Raw genomic sequence first — 18,965 nt, forward strand, 5'->3', positions numbered from 1 at the left:
ACCTTAAATTTACTTTTTTGTATCACCAGCCTACTCAAAAGCTATCAAATTAAAAAATCTAAGTTTTTTTTGTACTTCATTAGTTTAGTGTTTGCTTAAATAAGAAATAAATGTATATTTGGCTATGGAAAATAATTCTTGCATAAGACAACAAGCCGATATTGAACAAATAAATCGTTGCAAAGACACGGTTTCAGAATTAAATGAATCGTTCGACTATTTAGCGAATGGACTTTCATTGGTCGGGAATAGCGTAAGACTTAAAATACTTTATCTACTCTTTGAGGAAAAAAGACTTTGCGTTTGTGATTTAAGCGATATTCTCGGAATGAATATTTCTGCCATTTCTCAACATTTAAGAAAAATGAAAGACCGAAATCTATTAGAAACCGATAGAGAAGCCCAAACGATTTTTTACTCACTCACAGCTGAATACGAAAAAATGCTAAACCCATTTTTTGAGATACTTGATAAAAACAAAATTTTAGAAACGATATGAAAAGTGACAACAAATTAATTGGTGCAGGTTTGTTAACTGCAATTACAGCTTCATTATGTTGTATTACGCCAGTATTGGCTCTAATCGCAGGAACAAGCGGAATTGCTTCAACATTTTCTTGGATAGAACCTTTTAGACCTTATCTAATTGGAATGACAATTTTAGTTCTTGCTTTTGCTTGGTATAAAAAACTAAAACCTCAAAAAGAAATTGACTGTGAATGCGAAACGGAAGAGAAACCAAAATTCATTCAATCAAAAACCTTTTTAGGAATTGTAACTGCATTTGCAATTATAATGTTGGCTTTCCCGTACTATTCAGGAATTTTTTACCCAAACACGGAAAAGCAAATAATCGTAGTTGACAAATCGGATATTAAAACAACAGAATTTACAATCAGCGGAATGACCTGTGTCAGTTGTGAAGAACACGTCAAACACGAAGTAAATAAACTAAACGGAATTGTAGATACAAAAGCGTCCTACGAGAATGGAAACGCAATCATTGAATTTGACAAATCCAAATCTAATGAAACGGAAATCGAGAAAGCAATTAACTCAACAGGTTATAAAGTAACCGACAAAAAAGAAATCAATTAGTATGAAAGAATATGATGTATTTATAATTGGTTCGGGAATGGCAGGAATGACCATCGCAAATAAATGTGCCTCAAAAGGGCTAAAAGTAGGAATAACGGATGAATTACCTTATGGTGGCACCTGTGCTTTGAGAGGTTGTGACCCAAAAAAAGTGATTATAGGCGCTACGGAAGTTCGAGACTTTGCTAATAGGCTTAAAGGAAATGGTATTGATACCATACCTAAAGTCAATTGGAAGGACATTATGGCCTTTAAACAATCCTTTGTGGATGAAATGCCACCAAAAATTGAAAAAGGATATAAAAAGAACGGAATAGACACCTTTCATAGTTCAGCAAAATTCCTGTCAGAAAACACATTGGAAGTTGGAACAGACAAAATAAAGGCTAACAAAATTGTAATCGCATCGGGTTCCAAGCCAAGGGTTTTAGAATTTGAAGGTGGTCATTATGCAAAATCCAGTACCGATTTCTTGAATTTAGCAAAATTGCCAAAATCTTTAGTATTCATCGGTGGTGGATATATCGCTTTTGAGTTTGCACATATAGCGGCTCGATGCGGAGCAGAAGTCACTATTGTTCATCGTAGAGAAAATCCCTTGGAAAATTTTGAACAGGATATTGTAAAACATCTTGTTTCTGCCACAAAAGAGTTAGGCATAAAACTCATTCTTAATACAGATGTTACGGCTATTGAGAAAGTGGATAGCCAGTATCGAGTAAAAGGTAAATCTCAAGAGAAAACAGCATATTTTGAAGCTGAAGCTGTTTTTAACTCTGCCGGACGACCACCAGCCATATTTGATTTGGAATTAGACAAAGCGAACATAGCCTTTACTAATAAAGGTGTTACAGTGAACAAATACTTGCAAAGTACTTCAAACCCTCATATTTATGCAGCAGGCGATGCTGCAGATTCAGAAGGTTTGCCCTTAACGCCAGTTGCAGTTCTGGAAGGTCATACGGTTGCTTCAAATATTATTAAAGGCAATTCTAAAGAAATAAGTTATCCGCCAATGCCAACAGTGGTGTTTACGTTACCAACTATGGCTTCTGTTGGATGTACTGAATCGAAAGCGAAAGAGCTGAATTACAATATTCGAATTAATTATAAGGAGGTTGGTAATTGGTTCAATGCCAAGCGTTTGAATGTAGAAGAATATGCGTTCAAAACTATTATTGACGAAGAAACTCAAACAATTTTGGGAGCGCATTTAATCGGACCACATACAGAAGAAACAATAAATCTCTTTGCAATGGCCATAAAAACAAAGATGAAGGTTAATGATATTAGAACAATGATTTTCTCATATCCAACTTTGGCTTCGGACATACCACATATGCTATAATAAAAAAATTGAATGGAAATTATATTAAAATCAGAAATTACTTGTCCAAACTGCGGACATAAAAAAGTAGAAGATATGCCAACAAACGCTTGTCAATTCTTTTACGAGTGTGAGAATTGTAAAACGGTTCTAAAACCAAACGAAGGAGATTGTTGTGTTTATTGCTCTTATGGAACTGTACCTTGTCCGCCAATTCAAGAAAACAAAAGTTGTTGCTAAAAAATTCGCCGACTCTGACCGCCAAATAGTATATAGATGCCCAGGCACAAAGAAAGTACTCTTTGAAAAAAATATTTTAAGTTCACTTTCTTTTATCCCCAGCCCCTTCATCAAAGGCTATCAAATTAAACAGTTCCCGCATCCGGCTACGGACACGGTTTCCGTAACGTTCTTCCAGTTCCTCAGCGTTTAGGTTTGTAGTTGCGTGAGTTTTGATTTTATGCTTGGTTTGAAGGTAAAGTTCATATCTCGAAAGTAAGACTTCACCCATCACATTCAGGTCTTTACCGTAGAACCTTCCGGCAGGTTCTACGCCCAGATCGTCAAAACAGAAAAACTTCGTATTTCCATAGTCTTCAATGGTTTTAAAACCAAGATGATTAAAACTGAATGCCACATTTCGGCAGGGGATCATTTCATAAGGTCTTTGCAATGGCACTAAATGCCGTAAAAGTTTCAATAAACTGGTTTTCCCGCACCCTACTGGGCCCGAAAGTAAAATACCTTTGTCAACATCGATCTGAAATTTTTGGCAGTTTTCCTTGTCCTTGATGAAGTAGGAACAGAGCTTTAGCAAAATATCCTTGTCCTCTTCATAAATTTTGAATTTCTTTCCAAAGAGGAGCTTTCCCTTGGCATTCAGATAAATTAGTATTCTCGGGAAATCGTAAAGCACGCATTTCCCGTCAAATTTGCCGAGCGAATATTCCACGCCGCCTTCGGTTATTTTAGAGGGGTTGTCCATAATCCTTGGTTTTAGTGGTTTTAAGGTTGTCCCGATTTTGGGACGCTCCCTTTTTGTTTGGTTTGTTTTCTTCGGTAAATAATTCGGTTCTATCCATCCAATTTTTGGCTAGAGCCCGCCAATCACGTATTATTTTTCCATCGCTTGTTTTCCAATTGTTGGCTTCATAGTGCGCAAAGAATTTTTTTCCTTCATCAGCATTAAAATTTTTTTCAACAAAAAAATCTAAAACGGCCTGCCTGCCCTTTGGTTGTTTATTAATGTTTACTTGTTTGGTATTGTTTATATTAGATACCAATGCTTGTCCACTCAAGGGACGGTGCGGGTACACAGCTTGTCCGTTGGTGGGATGGTGTTGGTACACTACTGGTTCACGTATGGGATGGTACCGTTCCGCAAGCTGTTCCAATTCGGGATTGTACCGTCCCATATCCGGTTCATCACTTGTCCCGATAATGGACATCTTGATTTTGCTACCTTTGTAAGGATTGTTCGATGGAAAATAAGATAGATAGTTCCACGAGTGCAGGTCGGTAACACAGCGATGATAGGTCGATTTAGAACCTATTTTAGCCACGCGCATCAACTCTCGACGGTTCACAAAAAACTCATCGGCAAAACGGCTGCTGTTCCACTCTTGGAACAGCGCCATATACAGGCTGATATGGGTCGGGTTCAAGCGGTCATCGAAAAAGAATTTTTCAAAAGCCGCGTTGAGTAGCTTTATATAATTCATCGCTTAAGAATTTAATCCGTGCTGCACACGGTTTGCAGACATTACATTCTGGATTTCTTCGGCATCGTAATAGATGATACCGCCCACTTTCGTGTATGGCAATGTGCCATTGACACGAAGATTTTGAAGTGTTCCCGGACTGACCTGAAGCAGTTCCATTACATCGGAAGATTTCAGGTACTTTTTAAGTTTACCGGTTGCTTGTCGGGATAGGAGCTTTTTAATGTCATCGAGCAATTCCATTTTGAATTCCCGAAGATCGTCTGTGGTAATGATACTTGTTGGCATAATAGAACGGTTTTAAATGAAAAGGGCTACCGCCTCAGTCTAAACTAATTTGATAGCCCCTCGCAGGATTTGACTTTCGTTCTACAAATTTGGGATGGTTTATTGGATTTTAATCCCAAGTTGTACCCAAGTAGGGTGTTTTTATTTACTCATTTTCAATGGTTTAAATTGGTTTGATTTAGAGGTGTCACTTAAAATCATCTATGCCAAATGATAATAGATAAAATTAATTTTATTTTTTCCCAAGTAAGACCCAACTTGGGAAGAAATTTAACATTTTTAAAAATGAAAATATCAACCGTCCGTTTCTTCCATTCGCCTTAAAAGTGTTGCTTTTAGTCTATCAATAAACTTGGTTTGGTCGATTTTCCGTTCTCTTATTTCGAGAAAAGTTCTATAAACGTTACCAAGATTAAGTTCAAAAATATCTTCACAAGCTGATGCCATTTCTTTAATACCAGCTGTACCACTTTTTATTGCGCCAGATGCCTGTAATGCATAAATTAACTCAATTAGGTCTGTTTTTGAAGCAGTCCAACCAAGTCGCTCACCGTTTGATAGAGTATTCAGCTTATTCGGTATGCCGTATGACAAATCCCTTAAATTACTTAACTCTTCAACGTAATGGCTTATTAATAGGTCATAGGCCATAATTTTGGCAATTGCATTATCGTGGCTTGTGGAAAATTCAGCATCTGTATAAAAATGAGAAGTGTTTGATACCAAGCTAATTTTATCATTTCCTCGCAGAAAATAGAATTCATCCAGAAGTTCAGAATCCTCTCTATAATATTTAATGAAATCTATATTCCGTCGATTACTTTCTTGTAGCCTATTTATTTCTGAATCAATAAATTCCTGTTGAGATTTTATTGTTCCCGCAGGTCTATTTATCAAGAAATTGTAGAGTTTGGCATAAAATTTCAGTCTGCTATAGATGTAAGGTTTATGCTTTTTAAAGAATATTATTTCATTCTTTTTATCTACGAATTCATTTTCCCTTACACAGATGCGTAATTTCTGCAAGTATTGTCTTGAAATAGAAATACCTTGTTCAACATTGTTGAAATCGTTTAGATTAGATTCCTCAACTACTTTTATTTCCTCTTTGTAATTGTCTAGTATTATATGAATTAACTTATGCAAAATATTTTTGGGGCTTTAGATTTGGGTTAATTATCAATAAGTAATGTTTGTATGTTATATCTTTTTATGGGGGATTTTTAAAAAAGAACAGACAACCAATAGCGAGCAAAACAATGCTACCAGCAATTATGAAAGGATAGTAAAAACCGCCTGCAATCAGCCAAGTTCCTAAAACGGGGCCTAGAATCTGACCAATACTATTGGTCGAACTCTGAATAGAAATATTCCTGCCAGTATTTTTCTTTGATATTAATGAAACCGCAGAGAGCAAATTTGGTGTTACCATAGCGCCTCCAGCAGCAAAAACAACGATTAATCCATAGACTAAAAATTCATTGTTAAAAAATGGAAAGGCAATCAAGGATAAACCAGATATTAATAACCCTAAAGCAATTTGTTTCTTTGTTGATAAAAACTTCTCTCCATAAGTAGCGAACACAGGTTGTAAAACAGCCATTATTGAACCACATAGCATAAAACCAATACCAACTTGATTACTATTAAATCCTAATTCATCTTTTCCGTAGATTGAAAAGACAGTTTCAAATAGCGTCACCACAAATTGGATAACAAACGATAGCACTAGTAATACGATAAAATATTTAGTAAATGTGAACCGCAAACTCACTTTTCGTGTTGTGAACTTATGTACGCGAGCGGTGTTTTTTAACCATTTCATCACAACCAAAAGGACAATCAATCCTAGTAGTGCAGCGAATAAAAAGGGCACTGAAAATCGGTCTAAATGTAGCAGGCCTATTGTATATTTTATATGAATATCAGTTTGGGACAGAAAGCCGCCAATGACAGGGCCGAAAATAACACCAGAGCTAATGGCAACACCAGACCAGGCCATTATTTTTGTTCTACGTTTTTCAGATGTAATATCACTTAAATATGCATTGCTAACTGGAATAACTGATGACGTAAAAATTCCACCAAAAATTCGAGCGATATATAGCATTGTCAAGGATGTGGCTAGGCCGGTAAGTAATTGCATAATTACAAAACCGATTAGTCCACAAATGATAATAGGTTTCCTGCCGTATCTGTCCGATAGTTTTCCCCAAACCACTACGAATAGTAACTGAAAAAATGGATAAATGCTTGTGAGCAATCCAATATGGAAATTGATAAGGTCGGTGTCAAGATTGTCTTTTAAAGCTAATCTTTCGGTATAGTAAGGAAGGGTTGGCAATAATATACCATAGCCCAACATCACTACAAACAAACTCAATAGAATTAAAAATATCCTGTTGAGTTTTTCTTTTCTATCCATTTATTTTTTACCGATTTTTCGCTTCAATAATTGCGCATTAATAGCCACTATAATTGTACTCAAACTCATAAATACCGCTCCTACAGCTGGTCCTAAAACAAAGCCAGAAGAGTATAGAACACCTGCAGCTAATGGAATGGCCACCACATTATACCCAGTTGCCCATATTAGGTTCTGAATCATTTTATTGTACGTAGCCTTTCCGAACAAAATTAGGTTTGCAATATCTTGTGGATTGCTATTTACCAATATAATATCGGCTGTTTCGGCGGCTACATCAGTACCAGAACCAACAGCGATTCCTACATCAGCTTTGGCAAGTGCGGGCGCATCGTTTACGCCGTCTCCAGTCATAGCCACAAACTCTCCTTTGTTTTGTAATTCTTCTACAATTTCTACTTTTTGGTGCGGTAGCACTTCGGCATAGTAGCCATCCAATCCTAATTTTTCACTCACAGCTTTGGCTGTTTTTTCGTTATCCCCAGTTGCCATCAAAACTTTGATATTATTCTTTTTAAATATTTTTATAGCTTCCGCAGATTCAGGTCTTATTTCATCAGCAAGCGCAATGTATCCTGCTAGTTGTCCTTCAATTAATACAAATACAACAGTTTCAGCAGCGTCACTATAAGCATCTTCAGGAATAGTTATTTTTTCATCCCTTAAATAACCAGGACTAACCACTTTTACTTGCTTTCCTTCTACATTTGCCTCTACACCTTTACCAGTGATCGCATTAAAGTTTTCAGGCTTTGGGATTGTAATATTGTCTTCTTTAACTTTTTTAATAATCCCAACAGCAATTGGATGTTCTGAACTTTGTTCCAACGCACTTGACAGTCTTAAGATTTCATCGTTTGAATAGGACGCATTTACAGATTTGATTCGAGTAACGCCAAAGTCCCCTTTGGTCAAAGTCCCTGTTTTGTCAAATAGTAAGGCGGATATCTTACGTGATTCTTCAAAGGCAGTTCTATTACGGATTAATAATCCATTTTGTGCAGATACAGCAGTAGAAATGGCAACTACAAGAGGAATTGCAAGACCCAATGCGTGTGGACAAGCGATGACCATAACGGTAACCATTCTTTCTAATGCATACACAAACGGAAAGCCTAAAATCAGCCAAACTGCCAACGTACCAAAACCAATAGCCAAAGCTATATAAGTCAACCATTTTGCTGCCCTATCGGAAAGGTTTTGCATTTTAGATTTGGTCTTTTGTGCTTCCTCAACCATCGTAATAACCTTATTGAGATAGCTGTCTTTTCCTGTATGTTCCACCTTTACCTTTAAAGTGCTATTGCCATTTACTGAACCACCTATTACCTTATCCTTTTCTTCTTTTTTTACAGGCTTGGACTCCCCTGTAAGCATTGATTCGTTTAAATAACTTGAACCTTCTACTATGATACCATCAGCTGGAACTTTCTCTCCTGGCTTTACCAAAATCACGTCATTTTTTAACAAATCTTCAAGTGGTATATCTTCAATAGTGTCGCCTTTTACCCTGTGAGCTTCGGCAGGCATCATACTAACTAAAAGTTGTAATGCTTTTGAAGCGCCTAATACACTTTTCATTTCTATCCAATGACCAACAAGCATAATAGCAATTAGTGTTGACAGCTCCCAGAAAAAGTCAACTCCTCGTAAACCAAAGACAGTTGCAGAACTGTAGAAATAGGCGACACTTATTGCCATAGATATAAGTGTCATCATACCAGGTGCACCATTCTTTATTTCGGAAACAAATCCTTTAAGAAAAGGCCAACCACCATAAAAATATACAACAGTGGAAAGTGCAAAAAGGATGTATGGATTTCCTGGAAGTAAAAATTCATAACCAAAAAATTCTTGAATCATTGGTGAGAAGAACAATATGGGGATGGTAAGCACGAGTGTTACCCAAAACCGTTTTCTAAAGTCTGCAATCATCATTTTATGATGGTCGTGACCCATTTGTCCGTGACCCGGATTATGACCCGAATGGTCTCCACCTCCATTTCTCATCTTGGAATGATCCATTTTGGAATGATCTTCTTTTTCGTGGTTCATTTTAGAATGATCCATTTTCGAATGGTCCATTTCGTTGTTTTTGTGCTGCTCGTGATTTTCCATTATAGTATTGTTTAAGTGTTATCGTAATTTTTTTCTCATTGCTTCCGATATGTTTTCGGCATAGACGCCATAAGCATCTACTAAAAGACCTTTAAGCCCTTTTTTGGAAGATATTGCATATAAAATGCTGTTATCATCGGTACTGCTCATTCCTTCAAAGCGATATATTTTATCCACTTTAAAATCTTCTGGTCGAATCTCAATTTTCAGGGAAGCACATTCCAGACATTCAGGTTTTAAGTTGAAATCATAAGGGTATTCGTTTGTCTGCAAATCGTTAATAGCTTCTGAAAGGGTGTCATAATTTTTCATTTATTTTTATTTATAAGTCATTGTAAAATAACTGTTGTCTTCTTCTGTAAATTTTTGAAAGGTCAATAGACCTTGTGCATTTAATTTCTCGTTAACAGTATAATTGAGTTGCTTAATGCGAATTCCCAAGGCATAGGCCTTAATGTTAATTTTTGAATTAATATTATTTTCGCTATTATTAAATTTTCGGTCGTAAATTTTTATGGTACTTTTTGAGCCAAAAAAATTCAACAAGCCCGAATCAAAACTCATTTCCAGTTCTATATTTTCAAGATTTTTCAAGTCGTAGAGTTCTTTAAATTTTTTAGAAGTGGTATTAATTTCGGTTTCTTTTGATTTTGGGTTTGAAAATGGAAATGCCATTACCATTATACTGGCTTCATCAGGCTTACAGCGATAGGTTGTGGTGTATTTATCGGTCGCTATTTTGTCTTTATCAAACAATTCCGTAACCACCTCAATTTCATAGTATCCATTTTTCTTTATTGTTTCACCAGCTTCAAAAGTTTGTTTGTTTAGAAAAGAGCCTTCTTCATCAAAATTTTCTCGAATAACAACTCTACCTGAAATCTGCCCAATGAGCATTTCAGTTTGTGCATTTATTGTGATACTGAATAATATAAATAGTACTATGAAGCCTTGTTTTCTCATATGTGATGCATTAATTTTTTGACCTCTTTTGCCATAATATCGCTTAAATCAATAGCATTTGAAGGGTGCGGGATGGTATTGCACGTCACTATTTTTTCCACTCCGGAATCCAATAAATCTTGATAGGCATTTCCTGAAAAAACGGCGTGAATACCTACGCAAATAGGTGGTTTCATTCCTGCTTTTTTCAGATGTTGTACGGTTTCAATCATTGTACGTGCTGTCGAAATAATATCATCTACCAAAATGGGAGTAGCATCTTTGTATTTATCCACATCGGGAACAGAGACTTCTACATCACGGTCGCCGTGACGCACCTTTTGTAATACTGTAAATGGTGCTCCGGCATTTTTGGCGACTTCAGAAACCCATTGTTCACTTTCCGAATCGGGTCCAATAAGTACCGGATTTTCGATATTTTCTTTAATCCATTCTGAAATAGCATCGGCAGCGTGAATCACTTTATTTGGAATTTGATACACTTCTCCTAAAGAACTAATTCTATGCAAATGAGGGTCAACCGTGGTAATGCTATCCGCAAAACCTGAAATCAATTTTCCAAAGAAACCAGAAGTTACCCCTTCACCCTCATTAAAGACTTTGTCCTGACGCATATAAGCCAAATAGGGCGCTACTAAACAGGTACACATTGCTCCCAACGATTTGGCTGTATGGCTTAGAAAATAGAGTGGCAAGAGTTTTGCATCTGGTTCGTGCAAGGTGCATACCAGTACCACACATTTGTCTTTAACATCAGATAATATGCGCGTGTATGATTCTCCGTCAGGGAATTTCCGTAAAGTGGCTTTGCCCACTTCAGCTTCCATTTTTGTAGCCATTAGTTCTGTGAGTTCTTCATTTCCGGGAAGACTGAATAATATTGTTTTCATAGTTTTTTAAATTATAGTTATGATATCGTTATGGTTGTTTTTATATTCCAGGGCATAGTTGAGTTCGCCTTTGGATTCAGCATATATAGTATAAAGCAATTGGTTCTCCTCAATTTGTTCTCCCAAATGAACATTTAGAAGAATCCCTGCGGACTTGGATTGAGGCGCTCCGGAAAGCTTGGCGAGTTTTGCGATTTTTCGGTTATCAATTCGCTTTAAAACCCCAGGGGTTTCTGCTCTAATTTCGGTTTTATAGGGTGCTAAAACAGGTTTTGAAAAGCGACCTTGCGCATTACAAATAGCAAGGAATTTTTTATAAGCCTGACCAGATGTGAGAATTTGATGTGCGGTTTCTAACCCTTTCCCTTTTTCTACTTTGCCAGAAAGCTCTATTAGTTCAGCGGCTAAAAGCAATGCTCTTTCTGTTAGGTCTTTTGGTGCATCTGCTTCATTTTTCAAAACTTTTAAAATATCAATGGCTTCTAAAGTGGGGCCGATACCCCTTCCGACAGGTTGTGAGCCATCTGTAATGACAACTTTTACATTCAAGCCAACAGATGTCCCAACGGTTTCCATATGATTTTTTAGTTTTTGAGCCATTTCGGTACTACGAACCTTGGCGGTTTCACCCACGGGAATATCAATGACCACGTGAGTGGAACCAGCTGCTGCTTTTTTAGAGAGTACCGAAGCAATGAGCTGCCCTTCACTATCAATATCCAAGGCTTTTTCAATTTTGATGAGCACATCATCCGCAGGACTTAATTGGGCTGTTCCGCCCCAAACAAAACAACCGCCTTCTTTTTCTACCACGGTCTTTATTTCTTCTAAAGAAAGCGTCACATTGGTAAGTACTTCCATTGTATCTGCTGTGCCTGCTGGCGAAGTGATTGCCCGTGAGGATGTTTTTGGCATAGTAAGCCCATATGCGGCAACAATGGCAACGACTAACGGTGTTGTTCTATTTCCAGGCAATCCGCCAATACAATGTTTGTCCACCACGATATCTTTGTTCCAGTTCAGTTGCTTACCAGAAGCAATCATTGCTTTGGTAAGGTCAGATATTTCATCAATATCCATTCGGTCACCTGCGCAGGCAGTTATGAATGCCGAAAGGTGGATGTTGGAATAATCGCCTTCAACGATATCGGTTATGATGTTGTTATATGCATTGTAATCCAGCTTTTGATTGTAGATTTTTGCCCTGACGTGGCTTAAAGATTCAATTGGTTCTAAATGGGAAACATATAATGTATCATTTGGGGAAACATTCAGTTTTTTCGCAGCAGCATCTGATAGTCCGATTTCATTGGGCAACAGAATATCAGAATTCAGGACATTAAGACTTGCTACGATTGATTTATTTGCATTGGATATTCTTATTCGGGTAAGTGCCTCAAACCCTTCTGAAATACAGACGTGGCAATCTTCGCGCATATACACTACATTTTCGTTTTGGGTATAGATTCCGAGATGTTTATATTTTAATATGTTTGAGTGTGTGTCCATATTTTATTGATTGTTGTGATTTTTCGATTTATTCTATTTCTTCAATATTATAGAGCTGTGGGATTTCTGCATCCCACCCATAGGTTTCCTTCATTCCTTTTTGAAGGGCTTCGGCACCTTCTTTTTCTCCGTGCACAATAAAAATTCGGGCTGGTTTATTTTTTATTTTGCTCATCCAGTCTATAAGTTCAGCGTGGTCTGCGTGTGCCGAGAGGCCTTGAATTTCGGCTACTTCCATTTGAAAGGATACCGTTTTCCCATACACTTTTAATTCCTTGTCGCCTTCCAATAGTTTTCTTCCACGAGTGCCTTCAGCTTGATAGCCTACAAAAAGTAAGGTGTTATTTGGGTTTTGCGCTTGGGTTTCGAGATAGTTGAGCATTCTTCCACCTGTAAGCATTCCACTTCCAGCAATCACGATTTTTGGTTTGTTGTCTGTTCTTAATTCCATTGTTTCACGATAACTGCTTACGACCGTAAAGTGAGAACACATTTCATCACATTCATTGTCCTCCAGTCTGTGCCAATCACGAGTTCTATGAAACAATTCCAATACGTTGGCACCCATCGGACTGTCCATAATCATTTGAACTTTTGGAATTTTCTTTTCTTTCAATAATTTCCAAAAGATGAGCATCATTAGCTGGGCACGTTCTACCGAAAAGCTTGGGACAAATAGACTGCCCCCTCTATTAATGGTGTCGTTGACCAATTTTTCAATTTGCGGAAGTGCTTCCACTTCGTCAGGATGAAGCCTTCCACCATAAGTAGATTCTATAAAAAGTACATCCACTTTTTTTGGTTTTAGGGGTGGATATAGCAATAAATCATTGGTTCTACCAATGTCTCCTGAAAAGACAAAACGTTTTCCGTGCACATCCAACTCAATATAGGTTGCACCCAGAATATGTCCGTTGTATTGGAAGCGAACTCTAATACCGTCAAATAATGGAATCCATTGTGATTGTGGAATTCCTTTAAAGTGTGGGATAGTTTTTTCTACATCCTTTAAATCGTATAATGGTTCTGCGGGACTATGTTTGGAATAGCCTTCCTTATTGGCACGTTCGGCTTCTTGCTCCTGTATTTTTGCACTATCATTCAAAATGATTTTTGCAATGTCCAAAGTAGGATTCGTACCATAAATGGGACCATTGAAGCCTTGTTTTACCAATCTGGGTAAATAACCTGTATGGTCCATATGACCGTGGGTAAGCAAAACAGCATCAATATCACCTACATTAACAGGTGGGTACTCCCAGTTTTTAAGACGCAATTCCTTTAACCCTTGAAAAAGTCCACAGTCTATAAGTATCTTTCTATCTCCTGTATCCACTAGATATTTTGAGCCGGTTACTGTACCTGCCGCTCCTAGAAAGTGGATGTTTATTTTATTGTTTTTCATCTTTATGTTATTTGTTTAATGTCCACCACAACAGGAAGGCGTATTTCCTTTTTCTTGGTTTGATTTGCTCAATTCCGCTATTTCATTATATAGATTGCGGGAATCCTCTTTGATTAAGAGTGCCAACTTCTTTACGGATTTAGGCTCGAAGTGTACCATACCCAATAATATTTCAAGGGCTTCCTCAAGTAGTTTTGGGTCATCTTCCAATGCTTGGTAAAATGGCTCTAGGTCAATTTTTTTCTGTTCTTGCAGTTCATCTGTTTTCATCTGTTTAAATTTTATTGTTTTTTATCGGTCAGATGTAATTCGCCATTAAAAATCTCGGTTGTTATCAAGAATCGCTATGGCTCATTTCATAATTTTTGTTTTAAGATTGTTGAACTTTTATATTATTAATTCTCAAGAGCTTTTACATAGCGCTTCTGAATCTTCTAAAATCTTTTTGTGTCTTTTTTTATCAATTCCTATCTTTTCCAATAACACAGGTTTTTCGTGAAGCTCCTTGCAGAGCACGATACCTTCATCTAATAACTTTGTTTTTTCAGCTTTGGTTAGGGTAGTTAATGCGGTTAAAGGGTGCAGTCCCAACTTATCTATTCTGTCTTTTAAACCGTCACCAATTGGATAATCCCAACTTGTCAATAGTAGCTCTACGCATTTACCATATTGCACCGCATCACTTGTAAATCGTGTATTGGTGTACACGCCTCCTTTATGAAGCTTGGCTTCGTGACCTTTTTGTCGTTCCCATTGTTTTTCAACATCTAAAAATCTTGAGTGGATATATAAGGGAATTTTCACGTTGCAAAACCTACCTTGGTCACTGTGGTATTTACATTCAATCATATAATGGGTATTGTCTTTTTGGGCTATCACATCCACTTCGTGCTGAACGCAATTGCCTTGAACTATGACACCAACCTGTGTTGAAAATCCTTCGTGCGCCAATAGTTTGCCTACCAACTTCTCAAATGGGAAGCCAGAAGGACCAAATTCCATCAGGGCTTTTTTGAGTTTGTATTTTGAAGCACTTACTCTCGACTTACCTTTTAGCATTTTAAATGCCATTTGATAGATTTTTTTTGTGGTAATACCATCGTATAATTGGTCTTCAACTTGCCCTACTATTTGCTGAATCAATTCTTCACTTGCTTGCGAACGTCTTAATGAATTGATAAGTTTATCCACATCAAAGGCTACCACGTCGCCCGAATATTTTACTATGTTTATTGGATGTTTCATTTTTTAATATGTATGGTCATTACAGGAAGTTCTGAATGATTGGTTACACCTTCGGCAATACTTTTTGAAAATAGGCTCAAAAAACCTGTCTTTCCGTGGGTACTCATCGCAATTAAATCTGCTGGCTGATGTTTTAAAAATGTATTAATACCTGCCTCTACTGAAGATTCGTTATGAACACTCATAGAAAAGTTTTTTAAGGCGGGAAACTTTTCAAGAAATTGCTTGACAGGGTTTAATCCAGCGTTGATACTATTAAAGTCTGTTTCTGTATTTATACGTAACAAATGAATTTTAGCATCGCATTTTTCAGCTATTGAAAGCACCGCTTGAAACGGATGACTCACATCTTCTTCAAAATTTGATACGAACAGAATGTCCTTAAAGGGAAATGTTACTTCCTCTTCTTTGACCACAATAATCGGGGCATTAGCCTTTCGGACAATTTTCTCAACATTACTGCCTGTTATCTCCCGTACACGACCCTTTGTTCCGCTACTACCTGTAATGATAAAGTCGTGATGAAAATGGCCAGAATGTTCCAGAATATCTTTTTGTCCTGAATCGAACTGAAGAAAGGTTCGGCATTTAAGACCTTCGTGTTCTGCTATTTTTTCGAGTTCACGTAAATTAGCCTTTGCAGCACCTATCTGCTTTAAGGTTTCTGGATAACGCTTTTCTTTAAGTTTGTCTAATTTTACCCAATCCACAGGTGTTGTCATTTGATGTAGAAAGTGTATTTCTGCATTGTATGTTTTTGCCATTTTAATCCCGAGATGTGCAGCTTTAGTACAGTTTTCAGAGAAATCGGTAGGTACAAGTATGTTTTTCATAATTTTTTGTTTTAGGGTAGTTTGTTATTGTGCGGTATAGCCACCATCGATTACCAATTCAGAACCAGTCATAAACTTGGATTCATCCGAAGCTAGATAGACGACTCCATAGCCTATATCATCAGGCTCTCCCAAATGGCCAACAGGATGCAAACTTTCTAATTGCTTTTTGCCTTCTTCTACATCACCTTGAGCTTTCAGAAAATTTTCTACCATTGGTGTCCAGATATAAGCAGGATGTATAGAATTGATACGGATTCCGTAGCCTTGTCTTGCACAATGCAGGGCAGCAGATTTCGTGAATATGGTAACACCGCCTTTGCTTGCGTTATAAGCAGGTAGGTTAGGGTCCCCGATAAGTCCTTCAATGGAAGAGAAGTTGATAATGGAACCACCTTCTCCAGTTTCCTTCATACCCTTTATACCATACTGAGTACCTAAAAAAGTGCCATTTAGGTTTACATCTATGAGGTTTTTCCAATCTTCAAGGGTAACTTCTTCTACAGTTCCACCTAATCCTATTCCGGCAGAATTAGCTAATATGTGTAATTTTCCGAAAGTTTTGAGCGTGGTCTCAATGACATTTTTCCATTCATCTTCTTTGGATACATCTTGTTTAATGAATATAGCCTCCCCACCGTTAGCTTTGATTTGTTGGACTACCTTTTTTCCATCTTCTTCATCTATATCTGTAACAACGATTTTTGCTCCTTCACGTGCTAATAAAATAGCACTTGATTTCCCTAGACCAGAGGCACCTCCTGTGACAATGGCTACTTTATTTTTTACTCGATTCATAATTTTAAGATTTAAGTGTTACTACTATTTTTTGCTTCTTAATCAAGAAACTTCATTTCCTGAAACTTTGCCTTTTTCAAAACAATCCAGATTATATATTGTGGTTTCAGCAATATTTGTCAATGCAGTTTCGGTTAAAAAGGCCTGATGACTGGTTATCAAAACATTGTTGAAGGTCATTAATCGGGCAATCACATCGTCTTGCAAAATGTCATCGGAATGGTCTTCAAAGAACAATCCTTCTTCTTCCTCATACACATCTATTCCGAAATACCCAATTTTTTTAGTTTTCAATCCTTCGATAACAGCTTTGGTATCGACCAATCCTCCACGACTTGTATTGATAAGCATTACGCCTTGCTTCATTAATGAAATATGTTTTGCATCAATCAAGTGTTTCGTTGAAGACGTTAGTGGTACGTGTAAGCTTATGATATCGGACTGCTTACAAATAGTTTCACAATTGGTATAGATTACATTGTAGGAATTGATTAAATTTTCATCCACAATGACATCCTGAACAAGTATTTTACAACCAAAACCGTGTAGTATTTTTACCAATACAGACCCAATTTTTCCAGTCCCGATAACGCCGACGGTTTTTCCATTGAGGTCGAAACCGGTAAGACCGTTCAATGAGAAATTCTGGTCACGAACCCTGTTATGTGCTTTAATCAATTTTCGGTTTAATGCAAGTATGAGTGCCATTGTATGCTCTGCAATGGCATAAGGGGAATAGGCTGGAACACGTGCCACCTTCATATCCAGTTCAGCTGCTTTTGCTAAATCCACGTGATTGAATCCTGCTGAACGCAGAGCAATATATTTTACGCCAAAAGCATTGAATTTTTCAAGAATGTGTGCCGAGGCATCATCGCCCGTAAATAGACTTACTGCTTTAGAACCCGTTGCGAGAATAGCAGTTTCTTGAGTTAAACGACTCTCAAGCAACTTTAATTGATGCTTACCATCATTCGCTTTTACGAGATACGGCTCTTCAAACTTATGCGTGCTGAATACTGTTGTTTTCATTTCACTTTTTTTAATTTCCTAACTGTATTAAAATATATACTAACCCTACGATGACAACAGTTCCAAAAATTAGCATCACGAGTTTCCCGGTCTTTTTAGAACCTTTGAAATAGGTAATACCAAGTTTTACAATCATATTGCTTATGGTTGCTGTTATAATGACATTGGTGGCCAGCGTGAGTTTTTCTTCCAATGACCCAAATTTTGCCATACTGATAGTTATCGCATCCGTATCTGCCAATCCTGCAATTAGGGCTGAATAGTATAAACCGCTTTCGCCAAAAAATTGATTTCCATAAAAAACTGCAAACAGGATGACCACATAAATACCACCAAACCCAAGAGCGTTCCAAATATTGAGCGGATTACCCAGATTGATAGCTGTTTTTGTGACATCTGTATTCTTTTTGATGAATAAGAGTGCGCTTATCAAGCAGATAAGGGTAAGAATAGTAAATGGAATGACTAAATTTAAAAGTATGGCACTATTGAAAATATAGGCCAGAATCGCAAGTCTGGGAAACATAATTGCGGAAGCTATAATGATACCCGCAGCATATTCTTTTGAAAGTTCTGGCGATTCTTTACTTCGCGAAGCATATATCCAAGCTACTGCGGTACTTGAAATCAATCCACCTAAAATAGCAGTAAGCAGAATACCACGTTTAGAACCTACATATTTTACAAGAAAATAGCCGATGAAATTCAGAAAAGATACTATTACTATTATCGCTCCAATCTCAAAAGGGTTTAGCAAACCTTCTGGACCATAATCTTGATTTGGTAAGAAAGGCAAAATAAGAAGCGCAATAATTGAAAACTTAATAAAAGCAAAGAGCTCTTCAGAAGTAATATTCTTAATGAATGTATTAAAGGTCGTTTTCAATGATAACAGCGTAACCACGACTACTGCGGTCGCAACTGCTTCCTTATGCAAATGATTGGCAACCATAACACCCAAAATTAGCGTAGCGAACAAGGCCATATTGGTGGTAATACCAGTCATAATATGCTTTTGTACTATGGAAAGATGACTCAAAGACAGAAACAAAAGAAATGCTGCCGCAATGATAATGACCAACCAAGGTGTATAGGTTGTGGAAAGATTTCCCAATATAAAACCAATAATGGCAACAATTGGGAAGGTTCTTATACCTGCAAAGCCTTGTTCTTCCTTCAATTTATCATATTCACGTTCCAACCCAAGAATAAGGCCAATGCCCAGACTGATGAGCAGTCCAAGGATGAAAGGGTTGATATTTTTAAAGGCCTCGGTCATAACTACTTTTTTATTGCTTGGTAGGATTAAAATC

Annotated in this window: 21 protein-coding genes; 4 read left to right on the forward strand and 17 right to left on the reverse strand. The window is 37.2% G+C overall.

The window, feature by feature from the left end; all coding sequences use genetic code 11:
• Positions 1–124: 124 nt before the first annotated feature.
• From BC962_RS02975 to BC962_RS16455, 4 genes are read left to right on the forward strand one after another with little or no spacing between them, the layout of a single operon-like run.
• The gene (locus BC962_RS02975; protein WP_121344426.1) at positions 125–499 is read left to right on the forward strand and encodes an ArsR/SmtB family transcription factor; all 375 of its coding nucleotides are present in this window, start codon (positions 125–127) and stop codon (positions 497–499) included.
• Positions 496–1,098 carry a mercuric transport protein MerTP gene (gene merTP / locus BC962_RS02980; protein WP_121344427.1) on the forward strand — a complete coding sequence of 201 codons (603 nt, stop codon included), beginning with the start codon at positions 496–498 and terminating at the stop codon, positions 1,096–1,098. Before BC962_RS02975 ends, merTP begins: the two co-directional genes overlap by 4 nt.
• Before the next feature lies 1 nt (position 1,099).
• Positions 1,100–2,446, forward strand: a complete 1,347-nt coding sequence (locus tag BC962_RS02985) for a dihydrolipoyl dehydrogenase family protein (RefSeq protein WP_009781463.1) — start codon at positions 1,100–1,102, stop codon at positions 2,444–2,446.
• 12 nt (positions 2,447–2,458) lie between these two features.
• Positions 2,459–2,665 (forward strand): GDCCVxC domain-containing (seleno)protein, encoded by a 207-nt coding sequence (locus BC962_RS16455; RefSeq protein WP_072319420.1) that lies wholly within the window; start codon positions 2,459–2,461, stop codon positions 2,663–2,665.
• Positions 2,666–2,747: 82 nt separating this feature from the next.
• Here the strand turns inward: BC962_RS16455 and BC962_RS02995 are convergent, their stop codons facing one another.
• The 17 genes from BC962_RS02995 to BC962_RS03075 form a co-directional block, all read right to left on the reverse strand.
• Positions 2,748–3,410: a P-loop NTPase family protein gene (locus BC962_RS02995; RefSeq protein ID WP_121344428.1), complete on the reverse strand. Its 663-nt coding sequence runs from the start codon at positions 3,408–3,410 to the stop codon at positions 2,748–2,750.
• Complete coding sequence (locus tag BC962_RS03000; protein WP_121344429.1) at positions 3,394–4,146, reverse strand: hypothetical protein; 753 nt, start codon at positions 4,144–4,146, stop codon at positions 3,394–3,396. The genes BC962_RS02995 and BC962_RS03000 overlap by 17 nt, the downstream gene beginning before the upstream one ends.
• 3 nt (positions 4,147–4,149) lie before the next feature.
• The gene (locus tag BC962_RS03005; protein ID WP_121344430.1) at positions 4,150–4,434 is read right to left on the reverse strand and encodes a helix-turn-helix domain-containing protein; all 285 of its coding nucleotides are present in this window, start codon (positions 4,432–4,434) and stop codon (positions 4,150–4,152) included.
• A 294-nt stretch (positions 4,435–4,728) separates the two neighbouring features.
• Entirely contained in the window at positions 4,729–5,580 is an 852-nt protein-coding gene (locus BC962_RS03010; protein ID WP_070237401.1) for an RteC domain-containing protein, read from the reverse strand.
• Positions 5,581–5,644: 64 nt separating this feature from the next.
• Positions 5,645–6,859: an MFS transporter gene (locus BC962_RS03015; protein WP_121344431.1), complete on the reverse strand. Its 1,215-nt coding sequence runs from the start codon at positions 6,857–6,859 to the stop codon at positions 5,645–5,647.
• Positions 6,860–8,977, reverse strand: a complete 2,118-nt coding sequence (locus tag BC962_RS03020) for a copper-translocating P-type ATPase (protein ID WP_034886804.1) — start codon at positions 8,975–8,977, stop codon at positions 6,860–6,862. It lies immediately after the preceding gene.
• A gap of 18 nt (positions 8,978–8,995) precedes the next feature.
• Complete coding sequence (locus BC962_RS03025) at positions 8,996–9,289, reverse strand: hypothetical protein (protein WP_034886805.1); 294 nt, start codon at positions 9,287–9,289, stop codon at positions 8,996–8,998.
• Between the two features lie 6 nt (positions 9,290–9,295).
• On the reverse strand, positions 9,296–9,940 hold the full coding sequence (locus tag BC962_RS03030) for a hypothetical protein (protein ID WP_121344432.1): 645 nt from the start codon (positions 9,938–9,940) through the stop codon (positions 9,296–9,298).
• The gene (locus BC962_RS03035; RefSeq protein WP_121344433.1) at positions 9,937–10,830 is read right to left on the reverse strand and encodes a ribose-phosphate pyrophosphokinase; all 894 of its coding nucleotides are present in this window, start codon (positions 10,828–10,830) and stop codon (positions 9,937–9,939) included. The genes BC962_RS03030 and BC962_RS03035 overlap by 4 nt, the downstream gene beginning before the upstream one ends.
• A 6-nt stretch (positions 10,831–10,836) precedes the next feature.
• Entirely contained in the window at positions 10,837–12,339 is a 1,503-nt protein-coding gene (locus BC962_RS03040; RefSeq protein WP_121344434.1) for a thymidine phosphorylase family protein, read from the reverse strand.
• A gap of 28 nt (positions 12,340–12,367) precedes the next feature.
• The gene (locus tag BC962_RS03045; protein ID WP_121344435.1) at positions 12,368–13,744 is read right to left on the reverse strand and encodes an MBL fold metallo-hydrolase RNA specificity domain-containing protein; all 1,377 of its coding nucleotides are present in this window, start codon (positions 13,742–13,744) and stop codon (positions 12,368–12,370) included.
• Positions 13,745–13,759: 15 nt separating this feature from the next.
• Complete coding sequence (locus BC962_RS03050; RefSeq protein WP_121344436.1) at positions 13,760–14,014, reverse strand: hypothetical protein; 255 nt, start codon at positions 14,012–14,014, stop codon at positions 13,760–13,762.
• Positions 14,015–14,146: 132 nt separating this feature from the next.
• Positions 14,147–14,989: an ATP cone domain-containing protein gene (locus BC962_RS03055; protein ID WP_121344437.1), complete on the reverse strand. Its 843-nt coding sequence runs from the start codon at positions 14,987–14,989 to the stop codon at positions 14,147–14,149.
• The gene (locus tag BC962_RS03060; RefSeq protein ID WP_121344438.1) at positions 14,986–15,822 is read right to left on the reverse strand and encodes a universal stress protein; all 837 of its coding nucleotides are present in this window, start codon (positions 15,820–15,822) and stop codon (positions 14,986–14,988) included. Before BC962_RS03060 ends, BC962_RS03055 begins: the two co-directional genes overlap by 4 nt.
• Before the next feature lie 24 nt (positions 15,823–15,846).
• Positions 15,847–16,620: an SDR family oxidoreductase gene (locus tag BC962_RS03065; protein ID WP_070237408.1), complete on the reverse strand. Its 774-nt coding sequence runs from the start codon at positions 16,618–16,620 to the stop codon at positions 15,847–15,849.
• A 42-nt stretch (positions 16,621–16,662) separates the two neighbouring features.
• The gene (locus BC962_RS03070) at positions 16,663–17,652 is read right to left on the reverse strand and encodes a 2-hydroxyacid dehydrogenase (protein WP_121344439.1); all 990 of its coding nucleotides are present in this window, start codon (positions 17,650–17,652) and stop codon (positions 16,663–16,665) included.
• A 10-nt stretch (positions 17,653–17,662) separates the two neighbouring features.
• Positions 17,663–18,931 (reverse strand): MgtC/SapB family protein, encoded by a 1,269-nt coding sequence (locus BC962_RS03075; RefSeq protein WP_121344440.1) that lies wholly within the window; start codon positions 18,929–18,931, stop codon positions 17,663–17,665.
• Positions 18,932–18,965 lie beyond the last annotated feature (34 nt).

The organism is Gillisia mitskevichiae, from assembly GCF_003634585.1.
Lineage (GTDB): Bacteria > Bacteroidota > Bacteroidia > Flavobacteriales > Flavobacteriaceae > Gillisia > Gillisia mitskevichiae.